Annotated in this window: 16 protein-coding genes and 1 tRNA gene; 3 read left to right on the forward strand and 14 right to left on the reverse strand. The window is 40.9% G+C overall.

Features of this window, described 5'->3' with window-relative positions; genetic code table 11:
* Window positions 1–28 precede the first annotated feature (28 nt).
* Together H3V00_RS02605 and H3V00_RS02610 are read left to right on the forward strand one after the other, a co-directional pair.
* On the forward strand, window positions 29–601 hold the full coding sequence (locus tag H3V00_RS02605; protein WP_198206520.1) for a helix-turn-helix domain-containing protein: 573 nt from the start codon (window positions 29–31) through the stop codon (window positions 599–601).
* Window positions 602–737: 136 nt separating this feature from the next.
* Entirely contained in the window at window positions 738–923 is a 186-nt protein-coding gene (locus H3V00_RS02610) for a hypothetical protein (protein WP_198206518.1), read from the forward strand.
* Window positions 924–968: 45 nt separating this feature from the next.
* Here the strand turns inward: H3V00_RS02610 and H3V00_RS02615 are convergent.
* The 14 genes from H3V00_RS02615 to gatC form a co-directional block, all read right to left on the reverse strand.
* Window positions 969–1,044: transfer RNA gene (locus H3V00_RS02615), tRNA-Lys, on the reverse strand.
* Between the two features lie 117 nt (window positions 1,045–1,161).
* Entirely contained in the window at window positions 1,162–2,454 is a 1,293-nt protein-coding gene (gene serS, locus H3V00_RS02620) for a serine--tRNA ligase (RefSeq protein WP_198206516.1), read from the reverse strand.
* A gap of 99 nt (window positions 2,455–2,553) precedes the next feature.
* On the reverse strand, window positions 2,554–3,606 hold the full coding sequence (gene trpD, locus H3V00_RS02625; RefSeq protein WP_041880190.1) for an anthranilate phosphoribosyltransferase: 1,053 nt from the start codon (window positions 3,604–3,606) through the stop codon (window positions 2,554–2,556).
* A 45-nt stretch (window positions 3,607–3,651) separates the two neighbouring features.
* On the reverse strand, window positions 3,652–4,221 hold the full coding sequence (locus H3V00_RS02630) for an aminodeoxychorismate/anthranilate synthase component II (RefSeq protein ID WP_084565647.1): 570 nt from the start codon (window positions 4,219–4,221) through the stop codon (window positions 3,652–3,654).
* Between the two features lie 60 nt (window positions 4,222–4,281).
* Complete coding sequence (locus tag H3V00_RS02635) at window positions 4,282–5,919, reverse strand: phospholipase D family protein (RefSeq protein ID WP_198206514.1); 1,638 nt, start codon at window positions 5,917–5,919, stop codon at window positions 4,282–4,284.
* A gap of 59 nt (window positions 5,920–5,978) precedes the next feature.
* Entirely contained in the window at window positions 5,979–7,457 is a 1,479-nt protein-coding gene (gene ubiD / locus H3V00_RS02640) for a 4-hydroxy-3-polyprenylbenzoate decarboxylase (RefSeq protein WP_198206512.1), read from the reverse strand.
* Between the two features lie 18 nt (window positions 7,458–7,475).
* The gene (pth, locus tag H3V00_RS02645) at window positions 7,476–8,051 is read right to left on the reverse strand and encodes an aminoacyl-tRNA hydrolase (RefSeq protein ID WP_174833389.1); all 576 of its coding nucleotides are present in this window, start codon (window positions 8,049–8,051) and stop codon (window positions 7,476–7,478) included.
* A gap of 34 nt (window positions 8,052–8,085) precedes the next feature.
* On the reverse strand, window positions 8,086–8,382 hold the full coding sequence (locus H3V00_RS02650; protein WP_232335892.1) for an RnfH family protein: 297 nt from the start codon (window positions 8,380–8,382) through the stop codon (window positions 8,086–8,088).
* Entirely contained in the window at window positions 8,372–8,806 is a 435-nt protein-coding gene (locus H3V00_RS02655) for a type II toxin-antitoxin system RatA family toxin (protein WP_025330693.1), read from the reverse strand. The genes H3V00_RS02650 and H3V00_RS02655 overlap by 11 nt, the downstream gene beginning before the upstream one ends.
* 44 nt (window positions 8,807–8,850) lie before the next feature.
* Window positions 8,851–9,834 carry a DNA polymerase III subunit delta gene (gene holA, locus H3V00_RS02660; protein WP_198206510.1) on the reverse strand — a complete coding sequence of 328 codons (984 nt, stop codon included), beginning with the start codon at window positions 9,832–9,834 and terminating at the stop codon, window positions 8,851–8,853.
* Window positions 9,831–10,316, reverse strand: coding sequence for an LPS assembly lipoprotein LptE (lptE, locus tag H3V00_RS02665; protein ID WP_025330695.1), 486 nt, complete (start codon window positions 10,314–10,316; stop codon window positions 9,831–9,833). Before lptE ends, holA begins: the two co-directional genes overlap by 4 nt.
* A gap of 18 nt (window positions 10,317–10,334) precedes the next feature.
* Window positions 10,335–11,777, reverse strand: a complete 1,443-nt coding sequence (gene gatB, locus H3V00_RS02670) for an Asp-tRNA(Asn)/Glu-tRNA(Gln) amidotransferase subunit GatB (protein ID WP_255516727.1) — start codon at window positions 11,775–11,777, stop codon at window positions 10,335–10,337.
* Window positions 11,778–11,792: 15 nt separating this feature from the next.
* A complete protein-coding gene (gatA, locus tag H3V00_RS02675; protein WP_232335891.1) occupies window positions 11,793–13,277 on the reverse strand; it encodes an Asp-tRNA(Asn)/Glu-tRNA(Gln) amidotransferase subunit GatA in 1,485 nt (494 codons plus the stop codon).
* Between the two features lie 63 nt (window positions 13,278–13,340).
* The gene (gene gatC / locus H3V00_RS02680) at window positions 13,341–13,628 is read right to left on the reverse strand and encodes an Asp-tRNA(Asn)/Glu-tRNA(Gln) amidotransferase subunit GatC (protein WP_025330698.1); all 288 of its coding nucleotides are present in this window, start codon (window positions 13,626–13,628) and stop codon (window positions 13,341–13,343) included.
* 190 nt (window positions 13,629–13,818) lie between these two features.
* Between gatC and H3V00_RS02685 the strand changes: the two genes are divergently transcribed.
* A complete protein-coding gene (locus tag H3V00_RS02685) occupies window positions 13,819–14,856 on the forward strand; it encodes a rod shape-determining protein (protein WP_025330699.1) in 1,038 nt (345 codons plus the stop codon).
* The last annotated feature ends 31 nt before the right edge of the window (window positions 14,857–14,887 follow it).

Genomic DNA, 14,887 nt, shown 5'->3' on the forward strand with positions numbered 1-14,887 from the left:
AATAGTGCCTTTATTTTAAGGTAATAATATGAATGGCTTAAATGAACGCTTAAAAAAAGCGCGGTTAGAAAAAGGAATAAGTCAAAAGGAATTAGCAACCAGAATTGGCAGATCCCAGTCGGCAATTGCAGCCCTTGAATCAGGACGCAATAAAGAAAGTACAAATATTGCAACAATTGCACAGGTACTTGGTGTCGACCCTGTATGGTTGGAAACTGGTAATGGACAAATGAAAAATGCTTATAAATCAGATGAAATGATTTATGAGAATCAAGCACGAAACGGATTTATTCAATTCAAGAAGATTGACTTATTCGCAGACTCTGAAAACGAAATAAGATTGGTTGAAATTTCAGAAGAATGGGTCAGGAAAAACATAGGTAATGATTTTAAAAATACTTTTATAATTACTGCTCCAGATGATTCTATGTATCCAACTTTTTCTAATGGGGATTTGTTATTTGTAAATATTGCAATTAAATGTCATCGTGGCGATGGTGTATATCTGATTGCTACACCGAAGAGTCTGCTTGTTAAGCGTATACAAGCAACGATTTGCGGTGATTTAAAAATAATAAGTGATAACAAAAATTATGCCTAAGAAATCATTTCACCTGCAAAGCTGAAATCTATACATATTTATGGAAAGATTGAAGCTACTTTTGCATTCAAAACTATGTAATTGAACTTTGTTAACCAAAAGGTTTGATTTAAGGCATAAATAGGCAAGCTAGCTCATGCAGAATAAAGTCTCGTTATATGAGCTAAAAGCAATGGTAAGATTGCAATCACTGGAAATGGTGCAGAAGTACGCTCATCTGGATAATGATCATTTGCACGCACATGTAGCTAAGATTGGCAGCATCATGCAAATTGCATTACAAAAAACGACAAAGATAGATACTCAATGGACTATTTATTAACACCTAAACAGCCATAGAATCTATTGAATATAATATGTTAATTTGTGGTGGGTCGTCAGGGGATCGAACCCTGGACAAATGGATTAAGAGTCCACTGCTCTACCAACTGAGCTAACGACCCAATAGGATTGCTGATTATACGCGTCTTTACACTGAAGGGCAATATTTAATACGGTGGTGTATAAATATTGCCCTTAGTAAAATTTTGATAAATTGAGATTCAATAAATCGTTGATATTTATGCGCGTAATACGCTTAATCCGCCCAGATAAGGTTGTAAAGCCACTGGAATATTAATGCTTCCATCCTCATTCTGGTGATTTTCCAGTAATGCAACCAAAGCTCTGCCAACTGCCAGGCCTGAACCATTTAATGTATGTACCAGCTGATTTTTGCCGTCATTATCTTTAAATCTTGCTTGCATACGCCGTGCCTGGAAATCTTCGCAGTTTGAGCAGCTGGAAATTTCCCGATAAGTGTTTTGTGCAGGTACCCATACCTCCAAATCATAGGTTTTAGCGGCACTAAATCCCATATCACCTGTACAGAGAACAATTACCCGATATGGTAATTCCAAAAGCTGAAGAATCTTTTCAGCGTGGCCAACCATTTCTTCCAGAGCAGCATAAGAATTTTCCGGTCGCTGAATCTGCACCATTTCTACTTTGTCAAACTGATGCTGCCGAATCAGCCCGCGTGTATCTTTACCGTAAGAACCGGCCTCAGAACGGAAACATGGTGAGTGTGCGGTGAGTTTTTTAGGTAATTCATCCTTGCTCAGAATACGTTCACGCACGGTATTAGTCAGGGTAATTTCTGCGGTTGATATCAGATATTGTTCCTGTGTATTTTCTTCGCCTCCGCAGCTTACTTTATACATATCTTCAGCAAACTTGGGTAATTGACCGGTACCTAACAGAATTTCAGGATTAACAATATAAGGGGTGTAATGTTCTGTATAACCATGCTGCTGAGTATGGGTATCAAGCATAAATTGTGCCAGTGCACGATGCAGGCGAGCTATCGGACCCCGCATTAATGAAAATCTTGCTCCGGATAGTTCTGAGCCGGTTTTGAAATCTAAGCCTAACGGTTCACCTAAATCAACATGATCCTTAATTGCAAAATTAAATTGTCTTGGCGTACCGAATCGGCGGATTTCGATGTTGTCATTCTCATCTTTGCCCACAGGAACGTCACTATGCGGTAGATTCGGAATTGTCAGGATCAAATTATTAATTTGATTTTGTATGGTTTGGTAGTCCTGATCAACCTTTTCCAGTTCGGTCTTGATTTGGGCAACTTCAGCCATTGTCTGGTTAGCTTCATCATGTTTGCCCTGACCTTTTAGTGCACCAATCTGCTTGGAAAGATTATTGCGTTTAGACTGCAACTCTTCTGTGCGTATTTGTAATTGTTTACGCTGTTGTTCCAGTCGGGTGAAAGTTTCGGTATCCAGATTAAAACCACGAGTCTGTAATTTTTCCGCAATACTGTTGATATCCTGACGGAGTAATTGAGTGTCTAGCATAATAATATAGTGTGTTTAGTGACAGATTATAGCCATTATTGTAAACGATTCATTGCTAAAATGAATGCATACAAATTTTATTTAGCTTATAAGCCGGGTTTATTTAATGTTAGTATTTGACTGGTTAGCCAATTGTTGTGTTTTTTGGATAAATTCTGTTTGTTTCGCTTTTGCCTTACCAGAATCTATGGCGGTAATGGCTAAATCAACACCCTCTTCTAATGAAGAAGTTATGTCTGCCGCATAGATTGCAGCAGCTGCATTGAGCACGACTATATCACGGCAAGGTCCTTTTTCTCCGTTTAATACGCTATTCATGATATGCAGCGATTCTTCACTATTGGCCACTTTTAAAGGTTTTAAGTCTTCAATTACCGGCATGTCAAACTGAGCCGGATGGATATCGTATTCCATGATAGTGCCATTTTTTAATTCAGCTATGCGGGTTGTGCCGGTAAGTGTAATTTCATCCAGTCCGTCACTTCCATGTACAACTAAAACATGTTTGCTGCCAAGCTGTTTCAGCACACGAGATAAAATCCCGACCAGATCAATATGGAATACCCCTAAAACCTGGTTGGATGCTGTTGCCGGATTGGTTAATGGTCCTAGTATATTAAAGACGGTACGTACGCCTAATGCCCGACGTACGGGAGCTACATAACGCATGCTGTTATGATGATTTGGTGCATACATAAATCCGACACCAAGCTGATCGATACATTCTCCTACTTGTTCAGGAGCTAATTCGAGTGCAGCACCCATGGCTTCAATGATGTCAGCAGAGCCGCTTGAAGAAGATACGGAACGTCCTCCATGTTTGGCCACTTTTGCTCCGGCTGCTGCAACTACAAACATGCTGGTTGTAGATATGTTGAATGTATGTGCATTATCTCCACCCGTCCCAACGATATCGACTAGATGTTCTCGCTGCTGTACAGGTACTTTTGTTGAGAATTCGCGCATAACGGTTGCCGCAGCCGCGATTTCCGATACGCTTTCTACTTTAATACGTAATCCGATTAAAATAGCAGCTATGACTTCAGGCGCCACTTCTCCGTTCATTATCTGGCGCATTAAATCTGTCATTTCATCATAGAATAATTCATTGTTGTCCAGTAAACGATTAAGTGCCTGTTGCGGCGTTATCATGATAATTCTTTCTAAAATATAACTATTTTTAAAATTTTTACTTTATTAGTTATGCTGTTGCAGAAAATTGTGCAACATTGCATAACCATTTTCGGTAAGCAACCCTTCAGGATGAAACTGAACACCTTCGACAGGCAGAGTTTTATGTCTGATACCCATAATTTCGTTGTCATCAGTCCAGGCAGTTATTTCGAGACAATCGGGTAAAGTTTCTTTTTCTATAACCAGACTATGGTATCGGGTACAATTTACCGGATTAGGCAGGTTATTGAAAAGGGAGTTATTGTGATGGTAAACAGGTGAAATTTTACCATGCATAACTTTTTTGGCACGTACTATATTTCCGCCAAAAGCATAAGCTATACTCTGATGTCCCAGACAAATACCCAGTATCGGTATTGTGTGTGCAAAATGTTTAATGGTATCAACAGAAATACCAGCTTCTCTGGGTGTGCATGGACCCGGACCGATGACAATTTTATCCGGAGCCAGTCTGCTAATATCTTGCAGTGTAATTTCATCATTATGCTTAACAATTACGTTTTCGCCCAGTTCGCCAAGGTATTGCACTATGTTAAAGGTAAAACTATCGTAATTATCTATAAACAAAAGCATTGGCAATACCTTTTAAAAGAAATATCAAGTTGTGAACAAATGAAAGATGGCTAAAACTGGTTAAAGTAAACTTTCCAGTGGGAGTAAGGAGAGCATTTTTACCCAGACACGCTGCCAAAAAGTGGTATCCGGTTCATGATGATAAACCTTTGTTTGATTTTTGTCGTTGGTTTCTGTCCATTCCAGCTTGCCTTGTGGTGTTAGTTTTACCTGATAAGTAACATATGGCAATGCTTCATTAATCGCTTGATTCATAAATTGTGCCATTTCCGGAGACTGTATTACGACACCCATTTCTGTATTGAGTCGTGCCGAACGTGGATCAAAGTTTAATGAACCGATATATAGCTGTTGTCCGTCGATAGTAAAAGTTTTAGCATGCAAGCTTGATTCGGAATTACCTGTAAATGCACGGTCACGAGGTCCTTTTAAAAAGCCCTGATTTTTGAGTTCATAAATTTCTACTCCTTCTTTTAACAGCGGTATTCTATAGTGAGAATAACCAGAATGTACTGCTGCCACATCGGTTGCTGCTAAGGAGTTTGTGAGAATACGTATCTTAACACCCTCTTCCCGTAATTTTTGCAGATACTCAAGACCTGTTTGTGTGGGTACAAAATACGGAGTGATAACTAGTAAATCTTTTTGAGGTTCAACAACAGATGCGGCAAGTGCGTTCAGAGTCAAACTGGCTTTTTGATATTTAATTACTGGTGGTTGTTCTGTATCCGGCTCAATTAAAAGATTATTATCAGGCTGGGTGGTATTTACTTTTCGCCTGTTTTTAGGCAGAGCTTTATCAGGATTATCACTCACTAGTATCAAATGTGCCCATTGATAATCCAGTGATCCGTCTAGTAACCGGTTGGCAAAATTGTCACGATTATATGCATTATCATAACTATTGGCACGTAAATGATTGAAACTGCGATGTTTGAATATAGGCATGCTTGCCTGTAATTTAATATGGCGGGGATGAACTATACCATTTAAAGGATATGACGAAGCACTGTTCCAGTAGCGGTCAAAATTGTTTGAAACCTGATTAACAATAGGTCCTATGGCGAGAATATCTAAATCTACAAAAAGTGTGCCTTTACCCATATCAAAATATTCATCACCAATATTCCGTCCGCCTAGAATAGTGGCCTGATTATCAGCTGTGATAGATTTATTATGCATACGCCGGTTCAGGCGGGCAAAATCTGTCATGTAGCTTAAAGCGCGCCAGTGCCGGTGCATAAAAGGGTTAAATAATCTGATTTCGATGTTCGGTTCTTGATTAACTGCTTTTAATATATTATCAAGACCAATAGTATTGTTGTCATCAAGCAGTAATCGAACGTGTACACCACGCTGTGCAGCTAATACCAGTTCATGAAAAAGTAGCTGACCGGACGTATCGTTACGCCAGATATAGTACTGTACATCCAGACTATGTTCTGCGGCGCGAACCAGAGCTATCCGTGCGGCGAATGCTTCATGTCCGTCATCAAGCGGATAAAGACCGGATAAACCTTTATGTTCGGATACAAGTGAAGCATTAGCATAGGCAAGAGAGGACGGAGTGTCGGCAGTAATATGTGTTTCAATACTACGCCCCTGCTGTGAAGGCAGGTTTTGGCAGGCCGCCAGAATAGAGACAAGACCCAGTTTCAGGCACCATGTACAGATACGATTTATATATTTACTTCCCATGTTTATGCCGTATATATTGTTAAACTTCAATCTGTAAAATTCATAATGACTGAAAATAGCTATAGACCCAAATCTTGCCATATGGCATCAATTTTAGCTATGGTTGCCGGATCCTTGTGTATTACTTTACCCCATTCACGGTTTGTTTCTCCGGGCCATTTATTGGTTGCATCCAGACCCATTTTCCCGCCAAGTCCGCTAATCGGACTGGCAAAATCCAGATAATCAATCGGTGTATGATCGATTAGTGTTGTATCCCGCACAGGATCCATACGTGTGGTAATTGCCCAGATAACTTCTTTCCAGTCTCTTATATTAATGTCATTATCTACTACAATAATATATTTAGTATACATAAACTGACGCAGATAGCTCCAACAACCCATCATTACTCTTTTGGCATGTCCGGCATATTGTTTCTTTATGCTAACAACGGCCATGCGATATGAACAACCTTCCGGAGGCAGATAGAAATCAATAATTTCCGGAAATTGTTTTTGTAATAACGGGATAAACACTTCATTCAGTGCGACTCCCAGAATTGCCGGTTCATCAGGCGGTTTACCGGTATAAGTGCTGTGATAAATGGCATTGTCGCGCATGGTAATGCGTTCTACGGTAAATACCGGAAAATCATCCTGTTCATTATAATAACCGGTATGGTCTCCGTAAGGACCTTCCAGTGCAGTCTCATCCGGGTAAATAACTCCCTCAAGAATGATTTCTGCCCGGGCCGGAACATGCAAATCATTCCCGATGCATTTAACTAGCTCAGTACGCGATCCTCTTAATAAGCCGGCAAACTGATATTCACTGAGACTGTCTGGTACCGGGGTGACTGCTCCGAGGATGGTAGCAGGATCACAACCCAGTATGACTGATACAGGGTAAGGTTTGTTTGGATATTTTTGTTTAAAAGCCTGAAAATCCAGAGCACCGCCACGATGAGCAAGCCAGCGCATAATTAGTTTGTTTTTTTTCAGTAGTTGCTGTCGGTAAATGCCTAGATTCTGGCGTTTTTTTTCTGGGCCGCGTGTAACTGTTAAGCCCCAGGTAATTAGCGGAGCTGCATCTTCCGGCCAGCATTTTTGAATTGGCAATTGTGTTAAATCTACTTTATCACCTTCTAGAATAATTTCTTGACAAGGTGCTTTTTTGACGATATGCGGAGCCATGCTCCATAAATCTTTGAGTAAAGGTAATTTAGAAAAAGCATCTTTGAATCCTTTAGGAGGATCCGGCTCTTTCAGGTAAGCCAGTGTTTTACCTATTTCACGTAATTGACTGGTATCGTCTGCCCCCATTCCCATGGCAACACGTTCCGGAGTACCAAAAAGATTAGCCAGAACAGGAAACTGGTATGTTGTTCCTGTCTGATTTATAGTATTTTCAAATAATAATGCCGGTCCCTGCTTTTGTAATACCCGGTCAGCAATTTCTGTTATTTCCAGATGAGGAGAAACTGATGTTTGAATTCGCTTTAATAATTGCTGCTGCTCAAGAACAGCAATGAATTCCCGCAAGTCACGATATTTCATAACACGATCTTTCAAATTTTACTTGCTGTGTAATTGTTGCTGCGCCCTGCCGAATTCTCCTTTTAGCAGCAGGGGTATAGCATTCAGAGATTTATGCAAAGCTTCGTCTATCAAAACTTTTTCTTCAGCCAATGGTTTATGCAATACATAATGAACAACAAGATTACGATCACCCGGATGACCAATACCTAGTCGTAGCCGGTAAAAATCTGCGGTGCCCAGCCAGGCCTGTATATCTTTTAGTCCGTTATGACCACCACTTCCTCCCCCTTTTTTAAACCTGATCTGGCCGCAGGGAATATCCAACTCATCATGAATTACCAGTATTTCCTCAGGTGATATTTTGAAGAATTTGGCTATAGATTGCACGGATGTGCCTGATTTGTTCATGTATGTGGAAGGTTTAAGCAGCCAGATTTCGTTTTCGGGTAAGTTAACTTTTGCTACTTGTCCAAAAAATTTTTTTTCTTCTTTTAAGCTGATTTTCCATAACCTGGCAAGTTCATCAACGAAATCAAAACCTATATTATGCCGTGTATGTTCATATTCTGTGCCCGGATTGCCCAAGCCAACTATTAGCCTGATATGAGACATGTATATTCCTCGGGAATTACAAACTGTTTAAAAGTTAACTAGAAAACGATTCTTTTTGCTTTGCACGCCGTCGCCGGTTTTCTTTCGGATCAATCAGTAACGGTCGGTAAACTTCAATTCGATCCCAATTGGATAATATATAATCATCATTAACTTTTTTACCGAATATACCAATGGGTGCTACATAGAAATCAGTTTGTGGAAATTTTTCTGGTAAATCTGACTGTAATAATGCCTGACGTGCACTGGTTCCTGCCGGAACTTTTCCCTGCCAGAGATGCTGATAATCAGTGGTGGCATATACTGCTTCAACAACAATTTCAGTCATCATAGCGTCTGTCTGCTTCCTTAATAAAAGCATCAACCAATGTTGTAGCGATAATATTAAAGACCGGACCTATTAGTGCTGAAAGTACTGCATTGGAGAATTCATATTCCAGACGAAAATCGATTTTACAGCCCAGATCATCGATAGGAGTAAATTGCCAGATACCTTCCAGTTTACGAAAAGGACCATTAAGTAAACTCATCTGGATTTTATTTGGTCTTTGATTAATGTTTCTGGTAGCAAATGACTGACGTATTTTCATATAGTCCATGTACAATACAGCTTCAAGAGATTGTTCATCCCGTTTGAGAATATCCGTACGATTACACCAGGGTAAAAACTTAGGATAATCTTCAACTGTGTTGACCAGATCAAATATGTGTTCGGCACTATGTAGTACTAAAACGCTTTTTTCAACTGTTTTCATCATTATTGGATCAATAGTTTAACGGTGAGTTACCAGAATAATGTTCAGATGGTCAGAGACAGAAAAAGATGTTTGATTTCTGCCCATGCATTACCTTCTTCTGCACCTTTAATTTGTCGGTCGATAAACGCACATATCTGTAAAGCTTCAAGAAGACGTCTGATGCCGATACGTTTGGCAGCTTGTGGTGCTAAAGTCTGTTTTTCACCCCATAAACGCAGGCTTTGGCGCATTTCACTGATTGATTTACCTTGCTTTAATGCTGCAAGTAAACGTATGAGAGTACGAATATCCTCACTGATAACCCATAATAATAGTACCGGTTCATTTCTCTCCAAAGCAAGACCCTCCAGTAAACGCAATACCCGTTCTGAGTTTCCGCTCATCCATGCTGCTGACAATTGAAAGATATCAAAACGTGCTACGTTAGCTACTGCTGTCTGTGCGTCATCCAGAGTAACGGTATGTCCGGCCGGATGAATTAGAGCCAGTTTATCGATTTCCTGCTTTGCGGCTAAAAGATTGCCTTCTACTTTTTCTGCAAACAGGGCAAGTGCATCATTATCGATATTCAGATTCTGAGCCGCCAACCGATTTTTTATCCACTGAGGTAATGCATTTTGATTAATTGATTTTGCCTCAAATATCTGAGCATTTTTTGCCCAGCTTGAAAACCATTTACTCTGTGTTTGTAATCGTTCCAGTTTAGGAAGTATTAAAAGCAGGCAGGTATTTTCCGGCAATTGTTCAGCCAGTTGTTGTAATACTGCGGCTCCTTCTTTGCCGGGTTTACCAGAGGGAATATGAATTTCCAGTAATTTTTTATCAGCAAATAAGCCAACGGAATGAACTGAGGACAGAAGTGATGCCCAGTCGAATCCGGTTTCTATATTGATAACTTCGCGCTCATTATATTGCTGACTGCGTGCAGCTGAACGGATAGCATCTAAAGCCTCTATTCGTAATAATTCTTCTTCACCGTGAATCAGATATGCTGAAGACAGAGGCTGGACTGATAAATTACTCATTCGTTAGTAGTTACAGGCAGAAAAGCCAGGCGACGTACAATTTGTTCTGCAGCATCGGTACGCATATCATGCCAAATCATACGTTGTTCATCTTCTTTGGCCAGTACCTCATGATCAGAATAATCCATATAACGGTGTACTGTGACTTGTATCGGATCGCCTAGTGGCTGATCATTATGATAGGCTTGTACATTCACTTTCAGTGTGAGCAGATATTCACTGGCTCCGCCAGATAAATCTACTGCTGATGTAGAAGAATCCTGTGTCGCTGAAATGACTTTTACCACTACATCTGGATGTTCAGTATCCACAATTACATTAGGCTGCCGCCGCAATACGATTTCCAGAGCCCGCTGCATACTACCGCCTTCAATCTTCCAATTATGGTATGGCATGGGTGTGTCGAATCCGGAAGTTCCTTTCAGATGGAATCCGCAGCCTGTTAATACAAACAGAGTAGCCAATAGCAGCCATTTTTTCATGTTTGAACCTTATCTTGCTTATGCCAGTTTGCTATGCAGTAAAGACTGAACTTGCTGAGGGTTGGCTTTACCGCGAGAAGCCTTCATTACCTGCCCTACGAGAGCATTAAATGCTTTTTCCTTGCCGGATTTGAATTCTTCTACAGATTTCTGATTATTAGCGAGTACTTCATCAATAATTTTCTCAATGGCACCTGTATCCGTCATCTGTTTCAAACCATCACGTTCGATAATGGCATCAGCAGTAAGATCACTGTTCCACATGGTTTCAAATACCTGTTTAGCCAGTTTATTGTTTAAGGTATTATCCGCAATTCTATTTGTTAAACCGGCAAGACGCTCAGCACTAATCGGGCTTTCAGAAATATCTATTCCGGCTTTATTCAGAGCAGCTGCAAGTTCTCCAAGCATCCAGTTAGCAACCAGTTTACCGTGACCATGAAGTTTTGCAGCCTGCTCAAACCAGTTTGCCTGTATATGATTGCTAGTTAATAATCTTGCATCATAATCAGAAATACCATATTGATCGATAAAGCGACCGGCCATCTCTTTAGGCAGTTCAGGCATGCCCGCTTTGGCTGCATCCAGCATGGTATCAGTAATGATCATTGGTAATAAATCAGGGTCAGGAAAATAACGGTAATCATGAGCATCTTCTTTACTGCGCATGGCGCGAGTTTCACCCTTGTTCGGATCAAACAAACGTGTTTGCTGAATGACTTTACCGCCGTCTTCAATTAATTCAATTTGTCGTTCCACTTCATAATTAATGGCTTGTTCCAGAAAGCGGAATGAGTTCAGATTTTTAATTTCACAACGGGTGCCAAATTCAGTCTGTCCTTTCGGACGTACTGAAACATTGGCATCAATACGGAAAGAACCTTCTGCCATATTACCGTCACATATGCCTAACCAGGTTACCAGGCTATGCATTGTTTTAGCATAAGCAACAGCATCTGCTGCTGAACGCATTTCCGGTTCTGACACGACTTCCAGTAACGGAGTACCAGCCCGGTTTAAATCGATTCCGGTATAGTGTTCAAATTCATCATGGATGGATTTACCGGCATCTTCTTCCATATGAGCTCTGGTAACATTAATGGTTTTAACTTCATTACCAACCACGATTTCAAGTTTTCCGTGCTCAACTATCGGCAAATCAAGCTGACTAATCTGATAACCTTTAGGTAAGTCCGGATAAAAGTAGTTTTTCCGGTCAAAAACATTTTTCCGGTTAATATTCGCACCTAAAGCCAATCCAAGTTTAATGGCCTTGTTTACCACATCACGATTCATTACTGGTAAGGCACCAGGCAGTGCGCAATCCACAACATTGGCCTGAGCATTGGGTGCTGCGCCAAATGCAGTAGATGATCCACTAAAAATTTTGGAACGCGTGTTTAACTGAACGTGGATTTCCAGACCGATTACTGTTTCCCAATTCATTCTGTCTTCTTTCAATTCGTATACTGGCAATTATTGTACAAATGGAGTTCTGGTATGCCAGTCACTATATTGCTGAATCTGGTGTGCAATACCTAGCAGACGGCTTTCTGCGAAATAATTACCGATAAGCTGAGCGCCTACGGGTAATCCGCTTGTGGTAAATCCTGCCGGCAGAGAAATACCCGGCAAACCGGCAAGATTTAAAGAAACGGTGTAAATATCTGAAAGATACATTTCAACAGGATCACTATTATGGCTTTCTAATAATGGTGCTGCAGTAGGCGCAACCGGAGCCAGAATAATATCGCACTGTTTTAATGCTGCCTGGAAATCGTTTGCAACCATTCTGCGTAATTTTTGTGCTTTCAGGTAGTAAGCATCATAGTAACCGTGAGATAAAACATAAGTGCCTATCATAATGCGGCGTTTTACTTCAGACCCGAAACCTTCGGCGCGGGTATTACTGTACATTTCGTCCAGATTACCGAATTCAGCAGCACGATGTCCATAACGAACACCGTCGTAGCGTGATAGGTTTGTACTGGCTTCAGCTGAAGCCAGTACATAATAGGCAGGAATGGATAGTTCTGTATGTGGTAAAGTAATATCTACAATTTCCGCACCCAGTTTTTTGAGTACTTCTACAACACTATCAATTGATGCATGTACTTGTACGTCCAGACCTTCGCCAAAAAATTCGCGCGGCAGACCTACTTTTAAACCTTGTAACGATTGATTTAAATCGCGGGTATAGTCCTCTTTATTACGCTCTATACTGGTAGAGTCCCGCTCATCAAAACTCGCCATACTATTCATTAACAAGGCGCAATCTTCTGCTGTTTGAGCCATTGGTCCGGCCTGATCAAAACTGGAAGCATAAGCAACCATACCGAAACGGCTAACTACACCATAGGTGGGTTTCAAACCAGTAATACCACAGTGTGAGGCAGGCTGACGAATGGAACCGCCAGTATCTGAACCCAGCGCAACCGGTGCTAGCCGCGCAGCCACGGCTGCTGCTGAACCACCTGAGGAACCACCCGGAACATGATTAAGCTGCCACGGATTGTGAGTTATACCATAGTAGGAAGACTCAGTTGTTGAACCCATGGCAAATTCATCCATATTGGTTCTGCCTAAGGTTACCATACCTGCATCAAGCAAATTCTGAACTACTGTTGCTGTATAAGGTGCAGTAAAAGTATCCAGCATTTTGCTGGAACAGGCACTGCGCCATCCCTGTTGGCAGAATATATCTTTATAGGCTATGGGTACACCGGTTAATACATTTGCTGAACCCTGCGCCAAACGTGCATCAGCAGCCTTAGCTTCAGCAATAGTGCGTTCTTTATCCAGTGTGATATAGGCATTAAGACTGGTATTTTCACTTTCAATTGCAGCCAGATACTCCTGCGCCAATTCGACAGCTGAAGCCTGTTTTGATTGCAGTAAGTCACTGCACTGTTTTAATGTATAATTTTTTGGCATAGTGGTTATATAACTTTCAGGCAACATTGTCTGTAGTTACCTGCAATAAATTTAAATATGAATGAACAAGTCATTGTGGTAAGGGTTGAGTTATTCAATAACCTTAGGTACAAGATATAAATCTCTGTCTACTAGTGGTGCGCATGACTGGATTGCATGATGCTCGTCTTTTTCAGTAACTGCATCGTCGCGTAAACGCAAGGCCAGTTCATGCGGGTGTGCCATCGGTTCAATCCCGTCAGTATTGACTTCCTGCATTTTTTCGACCAGATCGAATACATGGTTCAGCTCTGTCAGCATGTTATTTCGCTCTGCTTCTGAAAGACTCAAGCGAGAGAGGCGTGCGAGCTTATCTACATCACTTAATGTTAAAGCCATCAAAAATCCTTAAATTTGATTTAGCAAAACGGGCAAACTGCGGTATCATTGCGCGTTCTGATTCGGTTGTTACATAATATAGAATTATAACCGAAAACCCTATTCTTTGGCGTACTGATTTGCTGAGTACAGTGCGCCGCAAAACTGCTTTTGCCATACTTATAATTTAAAAGTTCATTAGGACATCCTCATGTTTCGCTTTTTTTCCAAATATTTATCCAATGATCTGGCTATTGATCTTGGTACTGCTAACACTTTGATTTTTATTAAAAACAAAGGTATTGTTTTAAACGAGCCGTCTGTGGTGGCCGTGCAAAATGACACCATAAATGCTAAAAACGGCATGCTGGCTGTGGGAACAGCTGCAAAGAAAATGCTGGGGCGTACGCCGGGAAGCATCCAGGCAATACGACCTATGAAAGATGGTGTGATTGCTGACTTTAATGTCACTGAAAAAATGCTCAAGCAGTTTATCAAAAAGGTAAACAACAGCCGATTTACTGCTCCCCGAATCGTTATTTGTGTTCCATGCGGTTCAACTCAGGTAGAACGTAAAGCTATTCGTGATTCAGCTTTAGCAGCCGGCGCATCGATTGTAAATCTAATTGAAGAGCCTATGGCAGCAGCAATTGGTGCGGGTTTGCCTATTGAAGAACCAACTGGCTCAATGGTCGTGGATATTGGCGGCGGAACAACAGAAGTTGGTGTGATTTCTTTATCTGGTGTCGTTTATTCTCACTCAATCCGCGTAGGTGGTGATGCATTTGATGATGCCATTATTAACTATGTGCGCCGCAATTATGGCATGCTGATTGGTGAATCTACTGCTGAAGAAATTAAGAAAAATATCGGTTCTGCTTTCCCCGGTATGGAAGTAAAAGAAATTGAAGTAAAAGGACGTAATCTGGCAGAAGGTATTCCGCGTGCTTTTACAATCAGTTCAAATGAAGTTTTGGAAGCACTGACTGAACCACTTAATCAGATTGTACAGGCAGTTAAAAATGCTTTGGAGCAGACTCCCCCAGAGCTGGGTGCGGATATTGCCGATCGTGGTTTGGTATTAACCGGAGGTGGCGCTTTACTTAAAGGTTTGGATCGTTTGCTTTCTGAGGAGACCGGCTTGCCAGTTATGATTGCAGAAGATCCGCTGACATGTGTTGCACGGGGTTCTGGTCATGCATTAGATATGATTGGTAAAATGAACTCTGTATTTGTATCCAATCCGTAAATGCAGCACTGTTTGTCAGATATAAGATAAT

The organism is Snodgrassella sp. W6238H11, from assembly GCF_016100525.1.
Taxonomy (GTDB): domain Bacteria; phylum Pseudomonadota; class Gammaproteobacteria; order Burkholderiales; family Neisseriaceae; genus Snodgrassella; species Snodgrassella alvi.

Coding starts and splice junctions, on each gene's coding strand:
- H3V00_RS02650 (WP_232335892.1), bottom strand. CDS start 8,382: ATGATGACTGAAATTGTTGTTGAAGCAGTATATGCCACCACTGATTAT.
- H3V00_RS02685 (WP_025330699.1), top strand. CDS start 13,819: ATGTTTCGCTTTTTTTCCAAATATTTATCCAATGATCTGGCTATTGAT.
- H3V00_RS02605 (WP_198206520.1), top strand. CDS start 29: ATGAATGGCTTAAATGAACGCTTAAAAAAAGCGCGGTTAGAAAAAGGA.
- H3V00_RS02630 (WP_084565647.1), bottom strand. CDS start 4,221: ATGCTTTTGTTTATAGATAATTACGATAGTTTTACCTTTAACATAGTG.
- H3V00_RS02610 (WP_198206518.1), top strand. CDS start 738: ATGCAGAATAAAGTCTCGTTATATGAGCTAAAAGCAATGGTAAGATTG.
- lptE (WP_025330695.1), bottom strand. CDS start 10,316: ATGAAAAAATGGCTGCTATTGGCTACTCTGTTTGTATTAACAGGCTGC.
- serS (WP_198206516.1), bottom strand. CDS start 2,454: ATGCTAGACACTCAATTACTCCGTCAGGATATCAACAGTATTGCGGAA.
- gatC (WP_025330698.1), bottom strand. CDS start 13,628: ATGGCTTTAACATTAAGTGATGTAGATAAGCTCGCACGCCTCTCTCGC.
- H3V00_RS02655 (WP_025330693.1), bottom strand. CDS start 8,806: ATGAAAACAGTTGAAAAAAGCGTTTTAGTACTACATAGTGCCGAACAC.
- trpD (WP_041880190.1), bottom strand. CDS start 3,606: ATGATAACGCCGCAACAGGCACTTAATCGTTTACTGGACAACAATGAA.
- holA (WP_198206510.1), bottom strand. CDS start 9,834: ATGAGTAATTTATCAGTCCAGCCTCTGTCTTCAGCATATCTGATTCAC.
- H3V00_RS02635 (WP_198206514.1), bottom strand. CDS start 5,919: ATGGGAAGTAAATATATAAATCGTATCTGTACATGGTGCCTGAAACTG.
- pth (WP_174833389.1), bottom strand. CDS start 8,051: ATGTCTCATATCAGGCTAATAGTTGGCTTGGGCAATCCGGGCACAGAA.
- gatA (WP_232335891.1), bottom strand. CDS start 13,277: ATGTTGCCTGAAAGTTATATAACCACTATGCCAAAAAATTATACATTA.
- ubiD (WP_198206512.1), bottom strand. CDS start 7,457: ATGAAATATCGTGACTTGCGGGAATTCATTGCTGTTCTTGAGCAGCAG.